Source organism: Streptomyces chengmaiensis (genome assembly GCF_029846775.1).
Lineage (GTDB): Bacteria > Actinomycetota > Actinomycetes > Streptomycetales > Streptomycetaceae > Streptomyces > Streptomyces chengmaiensis.
On record NZ_JARWBG010000005.1, the window covers coordinates 139,674 to 156,616 of the forward strand.

Sequence of the window (16,943 nt, forward strand, 5' to 3'; positions counted from 1 at the left end):
CCGCTCGCACGCTGGCCGCCGCCGTCAGCTTCGGCGTGGTGACTGCACCGGGGCTAGCGCAGTGATAGGCAGCGTTCCGGAAACGCGTAGCCGCCCTGTTGTCGCGCCGGTATATTCGCGCGGCACAGAGAGGGTGGTTGATGAGCAAGAGGGTCGTGGAGCTGCCGGACATCCCCGGGGCCGGCGAGGAGCTTGAGGACTACATCGCCGCGTTGTTTCAAGCATCGGGCCACTTCGTGGAGAAGCAGATCGTGGAGTCCGACCCTGCGGACCTCCTCGAGCTCGACATCGTCACCACTGACTACGCAGGCGAGCAAGCCTCACGGCGGCTCATCGAGGTCAAAGGTGGCAAGTGGGGGTACACCGATCTCTTCAAAGTCATCGGCTGGATGCAGTACCTGAAGATCCAGCACGGTGCTTTCTTCCACACCCGTTGGGACGACCGTACGACTGCTCCCACCCGGATGAGCCCGCTGGGCCTGGAGGTCGTCTGCATCGACGACTTCCAAGCCGTTCCAGAGCACTTCTCCGAAAAGGGCTTCGGCGCCTTCGTAGAGCCGCAACTCATCGGCCTCTGGCGGTTCTCGTACGGTGTCGAGCGTAGGTTCGTCAATCTCATCCATGGGCGGGCGAAGAAGGGCGAGGAGGGCGCCAAGGCGGCGAAGACCTACCATCGCCAGATCAACAACGGCACCTTCCTCTCGCGGGCTCCCGAAGAGTCTGTGGCGATGCTGTACGAGGCGTACCAGGAGCATCCTCAGCTGACTCGCGGCTACGCGCACGAACTCGATGGGGGCACGTTCGACCCCCAGTCGGCGCCCGCTGACAGCCCGAGCTACAAGGCAATGCTCAAGGGGAAGTATCCGGAACTCCAGTCATGCACCTACCTCGAGCATCGCGCCCGCCTGGCCATCCTGAAGGCCGCCGTCGACTACGCGCTCGCACACCCTGACGGCGCGCCGGAGTTCAGCATGTCGGAGGACCGAAAGGTCTTCATCTTCCAAGGGCTGACGTACCACGCCCTCCCTTCGAGCTTCCACTCGGGCATGGAGTGGCTGCGGAGGCAACCCAACTTCCGGCGCTACGCGACCTTCTGGCAGCAGTTTCTGTGGGGATGGGGAGGGTTCTACCTCGAAGACCGAAAGGAGCAGGAGTTCGAGTGGATGTCGAAGTACTCCGGTATCCCGGTCGACGAGATCCCAACGGCGCTCGAAGCCTTCGACCGCTTCTTCCCCATTCAGGATGGGTGGTTCATCACCGCAGGGGCGACGGACGTCCGCATGGTCAAGCTGGTGCCGTTGATCTTCCAGGGACTCGGCGCCCATCACCGCCGCGTCCAGTACGGCTTGATGGACCAGCCTGACCTCTCGTCGCTGAGCCCGAGTTCCTGGTACACCCTCAACGACCTCCACAGCCGCATCAGCTGCGCTGTCGACTTCCTGCTTCTGCCTGGCAAGGAGCTCAAGTAGTCGACGAGCCGAACTTGCCCCTCAGGACCTCGGATGGGGGCGGCCCCGGACGTACTGCGTCCCCCTCACGGTGACCGGGCCTGTACCACGCGCTCCATTCCGGCGCGGGCCGGGGAAGACCATAAGGGGACTGCACCGCACAAAACGACTTCGCCCTGTCCGTAACGGACAGGGCGAAGGAACGTTTATGCGGCGACGGTCAACGGAGTGTCCAGACGCTCCCAAGCTCCGAGGACGGCCTTGTGTGCGTCCGGTTGCAGGTGGGCGTAGCGCTGGGTGGTCTGGAAGCTCTCGTGGCCGAGCAGGTGCTGGACCTCATAGAGCGAGACGCCCTTCTGGACCAGCCACGAGGCACAGGTGTGGCGCATAGAGTGCGGCGGATAGTGCGGGACGAGCTGCTGCTCGCCGTCGCCGTCGAAGTAGTAGGCACCTTCGACAGCTGGCCACCAGATTTGCCGACGCCAATTACCGTCGTCGAGGAGCCGTCCAGCCCGGCCCTTGGTGATGGTGGTGAACACCACGGCGTCGCGGTCGAGCCCATGGATGTGGCGTTCAAGCGCCTCCAGGACGTGAGGCGGCAGCGGAACCTCCCGGCGGCTCTTGGAGCTTTTCGGGTACTCCTTGATACCGCTCTTGGTGTTGACCTCCACCACGAACAGTCGCGAGCGACGCTGGTCGATGCGGTGCCGGTGAAGGCCGGACAGCTCGCCCCAGCGCAATCCGGTGTAGAAGCCGAGCAGGCACATCGTCCGCCACGCGGTGGGCAGTTCGTCCAGGATGCTCTGCGCCTGATCGAGCGTGAACCACTGCGGCGGCTTTACAGCGACCTGAGGCAAGTCGATGCTGCGGCACGGGGTCACCGCAATCACGTCGTCGTCGACGGCCGCACGCATGATGGAGGACGTCAGGTTGTAGGCCCGCTTGATCGCTGCCGCGCCGGCGCCCTTCTCGATCAGGGCGCGGATCCAGCTCTGGACGTCCATGCGGGTGATGGCCCGCATCTCCCAGTCCGCCCAATAGGGCATGACGTGGTTGTTGATGCTGGATGCGTCGCCCCGCAGGGTGTGGGGCTCGACCACACGGGCGCCCCACCATCGGTCGTGCCACTCGCGGAATGCTATTTCGCCGGCCCGCGGGTCACGCATGCTTCCGCGAGCGAACTGGGTCTCCAGCTCGACGGCCCAGGCCCGCGCCTGGGCCTTGAGGGGGAATGACTCGCTGAACCGGTCTCCTGCCCGGTTACGTACGGTGGCCTGCCACTTACCGGACTTCAGCTTGCGCAGGTACGAGGTACTACTCCTTTATCGGTGACGGTGAGGGGCCGGGCTGCCAGTGAGAGATCAGCGGCGGGTGCGTGGGGAAGCGACCGACCTGCTCGTAATGAACTCCTCCAGCCCATCAGCGGGGACACGGACGCGAGAGCGGCCCGTTCCGGTGCGTAGGTCGACGATCGGCAGTTCGCCGGCGGCGATGAAGCGGTAGACGGTGCGCCGGTCGACGTCCAATGCGGCGGCGACAGCGGGTACGGACAGCAAACGGGCAGGCATGGGTGTTCCTTGAAAACGAGGCGGGAAGGGCAACCAGCGACGGTTCAGTCGACTTGTCGGGCGGGCAAAGAATTGCCGCCTCGCGACGGAGTAGCGCTGTTCATTGCACAAGGCCGCAGACGAGTGCCGCTTCTGTTCTCCTCTCAGGATCGCGGCGCGGTCTTGTGTCCGCGACGGCTCCACCGCCAAGCACAGCCGGATGCGAACACCTCAATGGTCACGAGGATCGCCGGTTTGGCTAACCGGCGATCCTGGTCTATGTTGCGCTCGCAGCAGCCAAGGAGCTGACTAGTGCCTGCCCCTCACGACACCAACCGGTACGCCCTCAGGTGGCCCGTGGTCTCGGAGTTCTCGACCAATTGCAGCGCGTGGTAGAGGCGCTGGTACTCGCCGCAACAGCACGATCCACGCCTCCGACGTGAGCTGCAATGACTCGGTTTACCGATCCGGGATTCTTGCCGACATAGGCGAGAATCAGAAAATCAAGGCGCTAAACGAAAAGAGAACCGAGAAGAGAACCGGGGTGGTCAGCCGCACAGACCTGAGTGGGCATGTCAACAGGAAAGACTTCCGATCATTTCAACCGGTGGGCCACTCGCCAGCCGCGTGCTTCCGGGGTGTTGTACGTTGACATAGCTTCGGAGATGGATCCAGTCTTTCGAGGTGTTCTCTCGTCTGCCGTGGGCGAATGCCGAATACCGCTGTCCCGTAATAGCCCGGACACGCTCAGCAAGGCGGCAGTGTCGGAACCTCCGCTGATCACTCACGCCATGGTTGCCCGTGTTCCCGCGCAACGTGCAGAGCGCAGTCGAGACCCTGCTCGAGCAGAGAGAAACGGCCATAGCGGACGAAGGCCATTACGCGCTGCAAGCTCGGATTCGGACGCCTCCTCCAGCATTCCGTCCATGGCGAGGCAGGGTCCGCGGCGACCGGCGTAGGGAGTCGACACTCGTGAGTTCGACACGGCCTTGGAGTAGGGCGTCGTCACATTCGCGGACCAGGGCCCCGACCGCTGACCTAATCCACTGGGCCAGCAAGCTAATCGTGAACGTGGTATCGGGAGGCGACGGCACGGAGCTCTTCGGCTACGGACCGGATTCCGTAGTTCATGAGAGGGTGCACGGCGCTTACCTCACGCCCGCCGTCCCATATGCCGAGCGTCGGGGTACGAAAGGGAACCACGGATATCCCTCGGGCTGCGAACGGGGCTACCTGAAGGTAGCGCGAGCCGCCGGTGCCGCAGAGGTAGCCCCGCGCCCCGGTGACCGCCGCGAGGTCGGCGAGTCGCTGTGACGGATCGGAGCGGGCCGACATCTGGCTGCTGTACAGGATCCGGCCTTTCCACCCCACCAGGTTGAGGAGCATCCGCGTGGATGCCTCGGCCACATCGGCGGTCTTGTTCGATCGCCGGAACTGGACCAACGCGGAGTCCAGCTCATGCCTGAGAACCGGCCAGTCAGAGCAGCTGCTGTAGTGCTGTGCAAGCATGTGCATCACTCGTCGACGTGACCGTTCTGGGTCGACCAGCACGGCGTCCCGAATGAGGGTCGCCCGACCGTGAGGAAGGTGAGTGGGGATCGAGAGCCATTGGCGTCCTGGTTGCGACATGCTGGCCAGCCGCGCCCGGTGCTGGTAGTCGCGGCGGGCAAACTGAACGTCGTCGAGCACAATCCAGTAGTCCGCCGCGAACAGCTTGGCAAGTGTGGTCAGCCGAGGCAGGACGTTGGGCTGGTGGATCGCACACAGCCCTCCCGGCAGGGGCACGTCATCGGGCGATGAGTCTGCTGGTGAACCCGGCTTGGATGAGGGACTCGTACGCGGCATGTACGTCCTCCGGGACATGCTGCTCGATGGCGAACCCGAGCTTCGGATATTCGATGACGCGTTGGAGGTCGCCGACGAGCATGTCGATGACGAGCTTTTCGTCGCCGATGCTCTTGAGATAGTCGTCGAACTCCATGGGCTCCGAGGCGCAGGTCACCTCGACCTCGGGCCAGAGTTTGCGGGCGGTGGCGAAGGAGCGGCGCTCCATGTAGGGCTTGGAGACGAGGAGCACGGACGTCGGCGTGATGCCGGCACATGCGAGAACCTCGCGGGACAGGGTGATGTTCTGCCCCGTGTTACCGGCGTTTGGCTCCACGAGGATCGCGCTGTCCGGGACGCCGAGGACGAGGGCATGCTCGCGGAAGTGCACGGCTTCCCCACGCGGGAACACCTTGGCGGTGGTCGGGCTGTTGCCGCCGGTGAACACGAGAGTGGGGAACAGGCCGGCGCGGTACAACTCGGCGCTGAAGGCCGCCACGCCGAGGTCGTGACTGCCGAGCCCGATCGCAACGTCGACGGGGTGCACGTCGTGATGCATCCGGTGGAAGTCCCAGACCAGCTTGGCGCTGCTGATCTGTTCCTCGGTGATGGCCGGCTGGTTGTCGGTCACTCGCTTGTCTCCCTGGTCACCGTCGTGTGGGGCGGGCTGCCCCTTCGGCCGTCCTCCGGATGTCCGTGATGCTGCGGAGCTGGTGGCTCAACCCGTACTGGGCCGCCTCTCTGGCAGCGTCGTCGAGGACGTGTAGCCCATCATCCAGGGTGGCGGGATCCGAGAGCAGGATGTGGCCATAAGCGGTGTCCAGGCGCACCCGCTGCATGGGCGATTCCGTAACGCCCGTACTGCGGGCAAGGTCGATGAGGCGAAGGGCGGCATCGAGGTTCCCCGAACCGCGGTGAGCGAGGGCCAGCTTCTGTTGCGCGACAGACCAGTCCTCCTGTTCGGAGAGCTCCTCGAAGGCATGGACCGCTGTTTCCATCACGTTGACCGCATAGTCGTGGTTGCCGTCCTTGCTCAGGGCCGTGCCCACCCACAGACGGGCGCGGGCACGGTCACGAGGGGACAGTCGATCGTCGGCTGCGAGGTCCTCGTACTGGCGCGCCGCTGTCTCAAGCTCGCCGACCATCTCCGTGACGACTGCGAGGGAGAGATCGAGCTGGGCTACGCGCCGCGGGATTTCCAACTGCGTATAGAGCGATCGAGCGTTGGCGTACGAACGCTGGGCCGACAGAGGGCCGACGACGGCCCCTTGGTCTCGCCGCAGGTCTCCCTGCATCGCGGTGGACCGGGCCAGCAGGGACAAGCCCCGTTCATCAAGTTCCGAGGCTTTGTAGCGAGAGGTCCAGCGGTGCAGCAGTGATTCTGCGAAGGGGAAGTTTTGGCGGGACAGGGCCACGACTGCGCGTTCCAGGTCGTCTGCCCAGGTCTCGTAGTCCCAGGCTCGCGGGCGGGGAATGGTGACGCGCCCGGCCACTTCCGAGGAGGTGTCCCCCTCGGCGAGTTTGGCGAGCTCTGTTTCGAAACGCACGTGGGTCGCCGCATTCGCCTGGGTGAGCGCTGTATCCAAGATGGCCTGGCTCTCCGTATTGGGTCGCCTCTTAGCCAGAAACCTCTCCCAGTTGCTGACGGTATTGACCGAGACGCCCAGTTTTTCGGCGAAGGCGCGCACGCTCAAGCGGAGAGCCTTCCGGAGGGCAAGCGCCTCCAGGCCGGTCCATTCATGAACGGTCGCCACGTGCGACTCCTTTCCGTCGCCATCGAAGCACGCTGTGTCGCGCCAGGTGGACGGAAGTGGGACAGAAGTGGGACGGCCGTGGATTCCCCGACCACCCGGCCGGCATCAGGCTCGGAGTGTCCCTCCGACGACGGCTCGATGGACGGTCATGATCATGGAACCCCTCACGGAACAGCGGCACGTCCCCGGTCCGCTCGTGTTCGGCTTCCTGCACCTGGTGCGTGTGTCGCGCTCTCGTCAGCTGGCCCTGACGAGAGCGATCACCGAATACTGCCGTCGTCACGAGCTGACGCTGGCCGGCGTCTACATGGAGCGTGGCTCCTCCACGCCGTCCGCGTTTGTGGGCATGCTCGATGCCCTCACGGCCACTCAGTCCTATGGGGTCGTACTTCCCACCCCGTCGCACCTAGGACCCAAGGTCATAGCGGCTGAACGGCGCAGTCAGCTGACCGAAGCCGGCGCCCGTCTCTTACTGATCCGCGGTGAGCAGACGGCTCCACCAGGTGCAGCCGCGCCGCCCCTCACCGCCGGAGGCACCGAGTGATGAGTGCCTCCCGGGACGTCCCTGCGCGACAGCACCCCTTGGCGCCCGCTCACGTGGCCACGTCCCGCCGGGCCGCCAGTCTCGGTTCCGGAGGATGCCCCGAGTCAGCGTTCGGCGGCGTCCCTCCAGTAGTCCTTCAGCATCTCGCTGGGCCACGCGGGCTGGGTGACGGTGCCGCGCGGCAGGAACTCTTCGAAGACCGCTACCAGGTCCACCACCAGGGTGCCGTCGTCGGCGTCGAGGTCGGTGACGTGCAGGTCCCGTCCCTCGACGCGGACCAGCCTGGGGAACGAGGTCGCCAGGCGGGCCGGGCGCCGGTGATTGTGGTGCACAAAGGTGCCCGTCGCCGGCCAGTCCGGGTTGTCCCGCGGGCTGCGCGCGTGGAGGGCAACGTCATCGGGGGAACCGAAGTTGAAGAACCAGGTGACCTGGAGATGGGAGAACTCCTCGATCCCCTGCAGCGTCTCCTCCGGGTACTCCGGGCGCAGCCGAATGATCGACTCCACACCGCCCTTGAAGTCGTCGAGCCGCCCCTTGTGGCCTCCGACCACCTCGGCGATCACCGGCACCTCGATGGACTTTGTGGACACGGGTTCCCCCTTCTCCGCTCGCGGCACGGCAAGGCGGTCAACCACAGCATGCCCGCCTTCACCACCATGGCGCCGTCAGGCTACTCGTTCGAGTACGGCCTTGGCGCGCTCGTCGATCTCCGCCGCCACGCTGATTCCCCGATTGCGGAAGGGGGACAGCACTCGGCGCATGTTCACGGCTGCCTCGCGAGCTCTGCCCGACTGCACGCCTTCCATCGCGTCCAGGGCCTGTGCCCACGTGCGGCACGCGGCCTCCACGTTCCCCTTGCGGGCCTGCACAGTGCCCATGTAGCCCAAAGTCACCGCGTGGGTCCGGCTGAAGGTATCGGCCTTCCTGGTCAGCACGCTGTTGTTGAATTCTCGGAGCGCTCCGTCGAGATCGCCGAGCGTCCACAGGGTGCGGGCGGTCTCATGGGCCAGGGAAGCCCGCTGGAAGAACCACACCCGACTCGGATCCTCGTCGCCAACGTCCGCCGCAGCGAGGTCGTCCTCGGCCCGGAGAAGCGCTGCGATCGCGGCACGCTTTTGCCCGTCGGCGGCCAGGCTGCGTGCCTGCACCACTCCGAGCAGTGCCCGCTCGCGGGGGGTCGCCAGGGTGTACCGCTTGCGCTCGACGGAGGCCGTGGCGAGGTCGACGGCGGATCCTGGGTGGCCAAGGTCCGTTGCCTGGTGCGCCATCGCTCGCAGGATGTGGCCTGCGAGCGGAGCGTCGTCCGCTTCGGCCGCGAGCTTCAGGGCCAGAGTGAAGTAGCGCCGGGCGGGCTCGTGGTGGGAGGCGTCGAAGCTCATCCAGCCGGCGACGTAGACCGCCTCGGAGGCAGCGGCGAGAAGGGCGCGACGAGTGTCGTCGCTGGTGAACACGCCGCCGATGTACCTGGCTACGTCGTCGACAAGGTACTGGTAGAGAGCCGTACGGCCGTCCATGCCGCCGTGTCGCTGGTCTCTCCGGGAGAAGAATTCCGTCATCTCACGGACGGCGGTGACTTCTGCGGCCCCGACCCTGCGGCTCGTCGCGGCTTGGCGGGACTTCGCACGCTGAGGAGCCTCGTCCCACCACTGCTGTCCTGGCAGGACCAGGCCGCCGACCGAGTAGGCAGCGCCCGCCAGCAATCGGCGGCGTTCGAGGTCCACGTCGCTTCTCCCAAGGTCTACCAGCGCCGTCAGCGTATCGACGTTCCACTCCGATGCCGCGACCGCACCCATGTCCGGTGCCGAGAGCCCGATCTCGGCTGGCGTGATGGGGCGTTGAAGTCGACGCGACAACGTCTCGCACAAGATAGAGGGCGCTCTGCCCGAGGGCTGGGTTCCCGCAACCCACATGGCGATGTGCGAGCGGCTCGTGCCCAGCAGTTCTTGCGCTCCGACCTCTGCCGCAACCCTCACGAAAGCAGCCGCCACCTTCGGTTGCGACCAGCCTGTTTCCGCGATCGCGTCGGCCAGCTTCACGTTCCGCTCGCGCGCCATCGTCTACCTCGGTTCACCAAAACGATCTTTGACGGGTTTGACGGCCCCGGCAGCCGCCCGGAGATACCGCCGCGATGTGATCCACGGTTCGCTCGTGGTCAACGAAACCATCAACTGCCTTTGTCCGGGAGGGAACCGGTGAAGACCAGCCACACACGACTGGCGCCGATTCCCGGAGTGTTTCGGGCAACCCCCGCGCTCCAGCCCCGACATCCGACGGGCGGCACCTCGACCACCCCCCGCCGGTGGCCGTGCTCGTGCAGAACCTCCGCCGCTTCGACCGCTCCGACAAGACCGCCGATCGAGTCCTCCGCGGGCTCAAGCACCAGTTGTGAGAAGGCGAGCATGGACCGAATCGAAAGCCTGGGCAGCGTAATCAGCGCCCCTGAACACCAGAAGAGCCTGACGCTCGCCGCCAACGACATGGCTCCGGGTAGGGCACGGTCCTTCACCCGCGAGGCGCTGACGGCGTGGGGGGTGGAAGACCTCCTGGACCAAGCCGTGCTGATCGTCAGCGAGCTCACCACCAACGCCGAACGGCACGGCCGAACTCCGGACACCAGCCCGGGCCTTCCGTCCAGAACCGGCGGTGAGCCCGTCGATGAGATCACGCTGACGCTCGCCCTCCAGGCCGGCGTCGTGGGGATCGAGGTCGAAGACAGCTCCCCTGAGCCCCCGGTGCCTCAGATTGCCTCGCTCTACGCCACCAGCGGACGGGGCCTGCACCTCGTGTCGGCAGCGGCCGACGCCTGGGCTACCTGCCCCAAGGAGGACGGACGCGGCAAGCGGGTGATCGCCCTCGTGAGGCGCCCCGAGTCGCCCATCACCTCCTGACCACCTCCCTTGGAGACCCCTGATGCCATCCCGGCTTACGCGCTCGTCCACGCCGACCTCCGGCGGGACGAGGCTGCACCACGACACCGAACCCCTGCGCGTGCTGCTGCTCGACCTGGACGGCGTGCTCGTCGACACCCGCCCGGTCATGGAGAGCGCGTGGCGCCAAGTCCGCGAAGACCACAGCCTCGACGTGCCGTTCGAGGAGTACGAGCGCCACCTGGGCCGGCCCTTCGCCGACATCATGGAGCAGCTCGGGCTCGCTGACGTCGAGCCGATCCACCAGACCTACTCGAAGGCGTCGACGGCCGCCTCTCATCTCGCCCGACAGTTCGATGGCGTCGCTGAGGTCCTGCATGCTTTCGCCATTGCCGACTGGCGGCTGGGGATCGTCACGTCCAAGCCGCTGGACCGAGCTACTCCTCTCCTGGCCCAGCTCGGCGTCCCGTTCGCCACGGTGCGCACCCCAAGCGGGGTGGGGCGGGGCAAACCCGCACCGGACCCGATCCTGCTCGCCCTGATCGATCTCGGCGCCGACCCGGCCGATGCGCTGTACGTCGGGGACATGGCGGTCGATCAGGAGGCGGCCCGACGTGCCGGCGTCTCGTACGTGCACGCGGGCTGGGGCTATGGAACCCCGAGCTCCCCGGCCCCCGTCGTCGCCGAATCGCCCAAGGACCTGCTGCGGCTCGTGGACACCGGCCCCTTCCTCGAAGGGAGCCTGCTGTGACGCCGCCCAAGGGCAACGCCCTCGCCATCACCCGGACCGAGTGCGATGGCAAGCCCCTGTGGGCCCTGGTCGGCGAGGGCGCACTCACGACCATGAAATCCGACCGGATCACCACGTCTGAACTGGAGTCCCTGCCGTTCGACCCGGGCGAAGCGGAAGCACTGGTCGACCAGGTGATGGAGGCCCTCGAAGCGTACGGCGCTGACCTCGCGAGGACGCCGGGTGGCGCCGGGTGGTTGTACGTCCAGCACGTGCCGGCGCGGCGCCTGGTGGCGCAGGTTGTACGCAAGCTTGCGGCGCTCAGCGCCTGGGAGCCGTTCGCGAAGGCCCCAGGTCCGCTGAAGCACGCGCCGTGCGAAGGACTCGTCGGGCTGCGGTCGAGCAGCTCCCGCGAGTACCGGGCGTACACCGTCACGTGGTCGGGCATCGCCTACCTGCTCAGTGCCGCGGCCCCTCACAACCCCCTCCACTCCGCGCAGTTACGTAACCTCCCTCCTCTCCCGGTGGCCGTAGCGGTGCCGAGCCCGGCTTCCTCGGAGCTTCCAGTGAGCGATGTGGTGGCGCTGTCGTGGTCCTCCCGTCACGCGGCCACTCTGCTGCCAGTACTGGAGGAGCTGGCCCGGAACGGACGCCCGAGCCTCGTGGTCGACCTGGCGACCGACCCAGCGGAGCGGTGCCCGGCTTCGAGGGTCGCGGAGGTGAAGCTGTGCTCGCCGCCATCCGGTCTCTTCAGCCTCTGCGGCGCCGTGGACAGTCTGCGGCTGCCGGACGACGGCCGCGTCGTTCGGGTCGACGGGCACGAGATTCAACTGGCCCGGCTGATCCGCCTCGTGGCCGTACTGCTGGAGACGAGCGGCGGGTGCACTCAGCCCTCGTGGCGCTCCGTGGTTCGGGCGGAGACGTGGCTGGACGGCGTCCTCGCCGCAGCTCGACCGCACACCGTTCTGGTCAGCAACGACACCAGCCCTCTGGGTGCGCTTGCCGTCCATGTGGCAGAGCGCCACGGCGCGAACACGGTACACGTCCAGCACGGGGCCTGGACGGCGGAGTCAGTCGCGTGGCCCGCGCTGCACAGCCGCGACATCGTCGTCATGGGTGAACGGGATCGCCCCCTCGCGAAGGCGTGGGTGCGCCACCCTGACGCCGAGGTCCACGTCCTGGGCCAGCCCCGCTTCGACGCGCTCGCCGGCCTCCGCCGGGAAGCCCAGCGGGGCTATCTGGAGAATCTGCTGGCGCCCGGCCCACGGCAAGGCCCTGCCCGTATCGCGGTGTGGGCCTGCCAGCCCTTCGGACCTGAACGGCTCAAGGCCCAGGCCGACCTCCTCCTGGACGGTCTCTGGAAGGCCGGCGGCGACTGGGGCCTCGTCATCGCGCCGCATCCGGCACAGAGCGTCCACGTCTTCGCCCCCCTGCTCGAACGGGACGGCCGGCCGCTCGTGGCCGTGGCCGATCCTCGGGTCGGCGCTCGCGGCTGCCTCGTCGGTGCCGACGCCCTGGCGAGCGCCTATTCGACGTGTGGCATCGAAGCCGCGCTGGTGGGCGTTCCGGTGCTCGAACTCGGTTCGCCTGGCGAGCGCACGCTCGGACTGTCCGACCAGGGCCTCGCACAGCGGTGCAGCACCGCCGACGACGTCGCCGATGCCCTCGCCGCACTGCACGGTCTGCGCCCGCCTGCCGACCGGGCGGCGCCGGATGTGGTGTGCCGGTGGCGCGGCGACAGCGCGGCCCAGGTCGCACGCCTCATCACCCGCCGGGCCGACGGCCACGACCTGCACTCCCGCCACGTCCACCACGATGCCCGCGGCACCGACTCCGGACTGCCGCAGGGCGAAGGAGTACCTGCCGAATGACACACCTGACCGCCGACAGCGTCGCCGAACTCTTCGTCGGCGCTGTCGCCCTGACCAAGAGCGGCGAGAGCGTCAGCCCTCGTGGCATGGCGACCCGTGAGGTCCTCGACGTCCACATGCGGCTGACCCAGCCACGGGCCCGCCTGCTGTACGCGCCGCCGGCGCGCGTCATCAACCCCGCGTTCGCCGTGGCGGAGACTGTGTGGCACCTCTCCGGCTCGGACGCCCCGTGGATTTTCGACTACAACGCGCGCCTGCGACAGTACGCCGACGACGGTGTCCTGCGGGGCGCGTACGGGCCGCGGATGCGGAAGTGGGCTGGGAAGGTGGATCAGCTGCGCCGCGTCGTCGAGATCCTCAAGGAGGACCCCGACTCTCGCCGGGCTCTGATCCAGCTCTACGATCCGGCCCAGGACGCCGCCGGGCACAAGGACGTGCCCTGCACGCTGGGCTTCCGCTTCTACCTGCGCGCCGGCCACCTGCACATGTCGACCACGATGCGTGGTCAGGACGTGTGGATCGGTATGCCGTACGACCTGTTCTTCTACACCGTGCTGCACGAGCTGGTCGCGGGATGGCTCGGCGCCGAGCTGGGCGAGTTCCACCACCACGTGGGATCGCTGCACATCTACGAGAACCACCTCGACCAGGCCGAAGAGCTCAGCTCGGTCACCGCGAGCGCGGTCATGCCGGACCTCACCACACCGTGGCGAGGCTTCGATGGCCTCCTCGACCAGGTCGAGGCCCGGGACGTCACCGGCCACCCGGGCTGGGACACGATGGCCGAGACACTGCGCAGCTACCGCCTGTGGAAGGACGGCTCGCGTGAGCAGGCGTGGCGGGTCGCCGACAAGATCGACGGACCACTGGGCGAGGCGCTGATCGCCTGGTACGGCGAGCTGAACCACCGTGCCCGCACCTCCACCGCGCGCGAGACGGCAGGGACGCGGTGATGGCCCCCATGGACCGCGCACCCTCGGTCATCCTCGGTCTGTGCTCCTACACGCACGACTCCTCCGCCGCTCTGCTTGTGGACGGAGAGCTGATCGGCTTCGTCGAGGAGGAGCGGCTCTCCCAGCAGAAGCACACCAAGGACTACCCCCACCACGCCGTTGAGTGGCTGCTGGACGAGGCCGGGCTCACCGCGGCCGGCGTCGACGCCATCGCCTACAACTTCCAGCCCGCCCACTACCTTGCCGAGTCGCCGGCGGCCCTGCGCTTGGCGCTGTCGCCGACGACGCGTAACCGGGCGCTGCCGAGGGCTCGCGGCTTCGCCAAGGTGGCGCTGCGAACCCAACTGCGCATCCGATCCCTGGGCCGGCGGTTCCCCTCCGCCCGCGTCTCCCCCGTCATGCACCACCGCGCCCACCAGCTGACTGCCTTCGCCGCCTCTGGGTGGCACGAGTCCGCCGTGCTCGTCGTCGACAGCCTCGGCGAGCGGCAGACCACGACCATCGCTCGCGGGCACGACGCGCTCCACCCCTCCACCCACACCCTCGAGGCGATCAACGACCCCGCCTCCCTGGGCTACGTGTACGGCGCGGTCACCGAGCACCTCGGGTGGCGCCGCGGTGATGAGGAGGGCACCGTGATGGCGCTCGCCGCCCTCGGCGACCCGCGGCGGTTCCGGCACCTCTTCACCCAGGCTGTGCGCACCACGCCCACGGGGTTCGTGGTCGACCCCGCGTACTTCCCGCCACGCGTGCTGACCTCGGGCTACCGGCGGACCGCCCGTCGTTTCATCGCCGAGACGTGCCCCGAGCGTCACCCGAGCGAGCCGCTCCAGGACGTCCACCGAGATCTGGCCGCGGCGCTCCAGGAGCGCACCGAGCAGGTGATGCTGCATCTGGCCCACCGGGCGCGGATGATCACCGGTTCGCGCCGTCTGTGTGTCGGCGGTGGAGTGGCCACGAACTGCGTGAGCGTCGGTCGGATCATCGGGGACGGCATCTTCGACGAGGTCTTCGTACCGCCCGCCCCTGGCGACGCCGGCACCGCGATCGGGGCGGCCATCGCCGTGCACACCGGCAGCCGCAGCCAGCGGCCTGTGTCCGGCGTCGCCCGGGCCTGCTACCTCGGCCCGTCATACCCGGGCCAGGCCCTGGACCTCACGCCCTGGCCCGGGCTCCAGCAGAAGAAGCTGGGCGTCGAGACCGCCGAGTTCCTCGCCGACCAGCTCGCCCACGGCATGATCGTGGGGCTTTTCCAGGGCCGGGTCGAGGCTGGCCCCCGCGCCCTGGGTAACCGCTCGATCCTCGCCTCCCCGCTGGAGCCCGGGGTCGTCGAGCGTCTGAACGCCACCGTGAAGTTCCGGGAGCCGTTCCGCCCCTTCGCCCCCATGGTCCTGGCCGAACGCGCCGCGGAGTTCTTCACCCTCGGCCAAGAGGCGCCGTACATGTCGATGGCGTCCGGCGTAACCGACAAGGCAAGCGAACGCGTGCCGGCCATCGTTCACGCCAACGGCACCTCCCGCCTCCAGACCGTCACCCGGTCGCAGAACCCGTTCATGCACGAGGTGCTCAGCGCCTTCGCCCGCCGCACCGGGGTGCCGGTCCTGATCAACACCTCGCTCAACGTCAAGGGCAAGCCGATCTGCGGGACACCGGAGATGGCTCTGGACTGCCTGGCCAACTCCGGGCTGGACGCCCTGCTGCTGGAAGGCCGGTGGATCACCAAGTGAAGATTGGATACAGCTTCTGGGGCTTCCTCGGCAACGGAATCACCGACACCCCGGACGGGGGCCGCAGCCACCGCCGACCCCTGATCGACGCCATACTCGGCCGCGGGCACGAGATCGTCTTCCTGCAGGCCAACCGGGACCTGATCGAGGCCGGCGACGACCTGGGCAACGCCTACACCTTCCACAGCGGCAGTCCGGACATCGACGTCCTGTTCCTGGAGTGGCGCTGGGCGATCGAAGGGCGCAACACCACCCCGTGCGGCACCGAGGGGCACACCTGCGACCTGCACCGCCAGGCCGAACTGGTCACCCGGTACACCGTGCGGAGGAAGACGCCGACCGTGATCTGGGACAAGGACCGCCAGCTCCGGCCTGACAGCATGTGGCGGCGCGTCCCCCAGACCGCCATCTGCGAAGCCGCTCTCCAGCCGAATCCGGGCGCCCACCGCCTGCTCTTCCCGGTCGACGACCGTCTGCTCGCCGAGGCCGACCCGATCGCTCTCGCCAAGAGGCCCCGGGACCTCGTCCTCGGATACGTCGGCAACCAGTACGACCGCGACGAGCACTTCGACCACTTCTTCGCGCCAGCCGCATCCCACTTCGATCACCTGGTCGGGGGAAAGTGGACGAAGACCAGCCGCTGGCCGCATGTCCGGTTCCTCGGCAGGCTCCCCTTCGAGGCGGTCCACGCCGTGTACGACAGGTCCCTGGCGACCGTGCTGATGTTGCCGGAGCGGTACGCCGCCGTCGGACAGATGACGCAGCGGATCTTCGAGGCCGTGCTCGCCGGCTGCCTCCCACTCGCCCCTGCCGACATCCTGCACGCCGACCGCTTCGTGCCCAAAGAGCTGATCGTCAGCTCCAGCAGCGAGGTGATCGAGCGCCTGACGCACCTCCAGGGGATCGCCGGCACCCAGCAGCACGCGGACCTGATCGCGGCCTGCCTGGACCGCCTGGACCTGTTCCGCCTGAGCCGGCAGATCGACGTACTGGAAGCCGTCCTGGACACGGCCGCCAGCCCCGTAGCTGTGGAGCGGGGAGCGGCGTGATGGAGCTGACCACCCAGGCCATGGCGTCTGGATCATCCGAACGTGTCCGACCGGACGGTCCGACCGGGCACCCGAACGCCTCTACGCTGGAGCACCATGAAGAAGGTCGCCATCGTCGGCTGCGGAGGAAGCGGCAAATCGTACCTGGCCCGCGAGCTGGGCAGGATTCTCGACGCCCCGGTCACGCACCTGGACGCCGCGTTCTACGACGACGAGTGGAACGCGCTGCCCATGGAGAAGTTCGCCGCCCTGCAGCAGGACCTCGTCGCGCAGCCGAAGTGGGTGATCGACGGGAACTACAACTCAACACTGCAGATCCGGCTCGAAGCCTGCGACACGGTGGTCCTGATGGACGTCTCGACCGTGACCGCACTGTACGGGATCTTCTCCCGGCAGATCCGGCACGGGGCCGGGCACAAGGGCAACGGGGTGCACAACCGCATCCACTGGGGCGTGATCAAGTACGTGGCGACGTACCGCCGCAAGATGCGCCCGCGGGTCATGGCGAAGATCGAGGAATTCGCCTCGGGCCGTGCCGACGTAGTGCTGCTGTCCAACCGGAGGCAGACGCGCCGCTGGCTGCGGAAGGTCGCCGCCGAGCACATCTGAGCACTCCGCGCCCCCGAGGG

General features: G+C 67.6%; 16 protein-coding genes. 9 read left to right on the forward strand and 7 right to left on the reverse strand.

All coding sequences use genetic code 11. From position 1 onward, the window contains the following. The first annotated feature begins 140 nt into the window (after positions 1 to 140). Positions 141 to 1,469, forward strand: a complete 1,329-nt coding sequence (locus QCN29_RS06910; protein WP_279926816.1) for a hypothetical protein — start codon at positions 141 to 143, stop codon at positions 1,467 to 1,469. A 185-nt stretch (positions 1,470 to 1,654) separates the two neighbouring features. Here QCN29_RS06910 and QCN29_RS06915 read toward each other — a convergent pair whose 3' ends face one another. The 5 genes from QCN29_RS06915 to QCN29_RS06935 all read right to left on the reverse strand — a co-directional run bounded on the left by QCN29_RS06915 (position 1,655) and on the right by QCN29_RS06935 (position 6,573). Next, a complete protein-coding gene (locus tag QCN29_RS06915; RefSeq protein WP_318036698.1) occupies positions 1,655 to 2,614 on the reverse strand; it encodes a tyrosine-type recombinase/integrase in 960 nt (319 codons plus the stop codon). A 195-nt stretch (positions 2,615 to 2,809) separates the two neighbouring features. Next, positions 2,810 to 3,016, reverse strand: coding sequence for a helix-turn-helix domain-containing protein (locus QCN29_RS06920; protein ID WP_279926818.1), 207 nt, complete (start codon positions 3,014 to 3,016; stop codon positions 2,810 to 2,812). Positions 3,017 to 4,054: 1,038 nt separating this feature from the next. After that, complete coding sequence (locus QCN29_RS06925; RefSeq protein WP_279926819.1) at positions 4,055 to 4,780, reverse strand: WbqC family protein; 726 nt, start codon at positions 4,778 to 4,780, stop codon at positions 4,055 to 4,057. A gap of 1 nt (position 4,781) precedes the next feature. Further along, a complete protein-coding gene (locus QCN29_RS06930; protein WP_279926820.1) occupies positions 4,782 to 5,450 on the reverse strand; it encodes a YdcF family protein in 669 nt (222 codons plus the stop codon). Positions 5,451 to 5,466: 16 nt separating this feature from the next. Beyond that, positions 5,467 to 6,573, reverse strand: a complete 1,107-nt coding sequence (locus tag QCN29_RS06935; protein ID WP_279926821.1) for a helix-turn-helix domain-containing protein — start codon at positions 6,571 to 6,573, stop codon at positions 5,467 to 5,469. A gap of 154 nt (positions 6,574 to 6,727) precedes the next feature. On the opposite strand from QCN29_RS06935, the gene QCN29_RS06940 reads away from it, so the two are divergent. Continuing rightward, on the forward strand, positions 6,728 to 7,117 hold the full coding sequence (locus tag QCN29_RS06940; RefSeq protein WP_279926822.1) for a recombinase family protein: 390 nt from the start codon (positions 6,728 to 6,730) through the stop codon (positions 7,115 to 7,117). 104 nt (positions 7,118 to 7,221) lie between these two features. On the opposite strand, the gene QCN29_RS06945 is transcribed toward QCN29_RS06940, so the two are convergent. Together QCN29_RS06945 and QCN29_RS06950 are read right to left on the reverse strand one after the other, a co-directional pair. After that, positions 7,222 to 7,707, reverse strand: a complete 486-nt coding sequence (locus tag QCN29_RS06945) for a TrmO family methyltransferase domain-containing protein (protein ID WP_279926823.1) — start codon at positions 7,705 to 7,707, stop codon at positions 7,222 to 7,224. Positions 7,708 to 7,782: 75 nt separating this feature from the next. Beyond that, complete coding sequence (locus tag QCN29_RS06950) at positions 7,783 to 9,171, reverse strand: Tat pathway signal protein (protein ID WP_279926824.1); 1,389 nt, start codon at positions 9,169 to 9,171, stop codon at positions 7,783 to 7,785. Positions 9,172 to 9,516: 345 nt separating this feature from the next. On the opposite strand from QCN29_RS06950, the gene QCN29_RS06955 reads away from it, so the two are divergent. The 7 genes from QCN29_RS06955 (at position 9,517) to QCN29_RS06985 (ending at position 16,923) form a co-directional block, all read left to right on the forward strand. Further along, complete coding sequence (locus QCN29_RS06955) at positions 9,517 to 10,005, forward strand: ATP-binding protein (protein ID WP_279926825.1); 489 nt, start codon at positions 9,517 to 9,519, stop codon at positions 10,003 to 10,005. Positions 10,006 to 10,027: 22 nt separating this feature from the next. Further along, positions 10,028 to 10,735, forward strand: coding sequence for an HAD family hydrolase (locus QCN29_RS06960; RefSeq protein ID WP_279926826.1), 708 nt, complete (start codon positions 10,028 to 10,030; stop codon positions 10,733 to 10,735). After that, positions 10,732 to 12,585 (forward strand): hypothetical protein, encoded by a 1,854-nt coding sequence (locus tag QCN29_RS06965; protein WP_279926827.1) that lies wholly within the window; start codon positions 10,732 to 10,734, stop codon positions 12,583 to 12,585. The genes QCN29_RS06960 and QCN29_RS06965 overlap by 4 nt, the downstream gene beginning before the upstream one ends. After that, positions 12,582 to 13,538: a thymidylate synthase gene (locus QCN29_RS06970; protein ID WP_279926828.1), complete on the forward strand. Its 957-nt coding sequence runs from the start codon at positions 12,582 to 12,584 to the stop codon at positions 13,536 to 13,538. Before QCN29_RS06965 ends, QCN29_RS06970 begins: the two co-directional genes overlap by 4 nt. 8 nt (positions 13,539 to 13,546) lie before the next feature. Next, complete coding sequence (locus QCN29_RS06975; RefSeq protein WP_279926955.1) at positions 13,547 to 15,265, forward strand: carbamoyltransferase family protein; 1,719 nt, start codon at positions 13,547 to 13,549, stop codon at positions 15,263 to 15,265. Next, positions 15,262 to 16,314 (forward strand): glycosyltransferase family protein, encoded by a 1,053-nt coding sequence (locus tag QCN29_RS06980; protein ID WP_279926829.1) that lies wholly within the window; start codon positions 15,262 to 15,264, stop codon positions 16,312 to 16,314. The genes QCN29_RS06975 and QCN29_RS06980 overlap by 4 nt, the downstream gene beginning before the upstream one ends. A gap of 96 nt (positions 16,315 to 16,410) precedes the next feature. Beyond that, positions 16,411 to 16,923, forward strand: coding sequence for a P-loop NTPase family protein (locus tag QCN29_RS06985; protein WP_279926830.1), 513 nt, complete (start codon positions 16,411 to 16,413; stop codon positions 16,921 to 16,923). Positions 16,924 to 16,943: the final 20 nt, after the last annotated feature.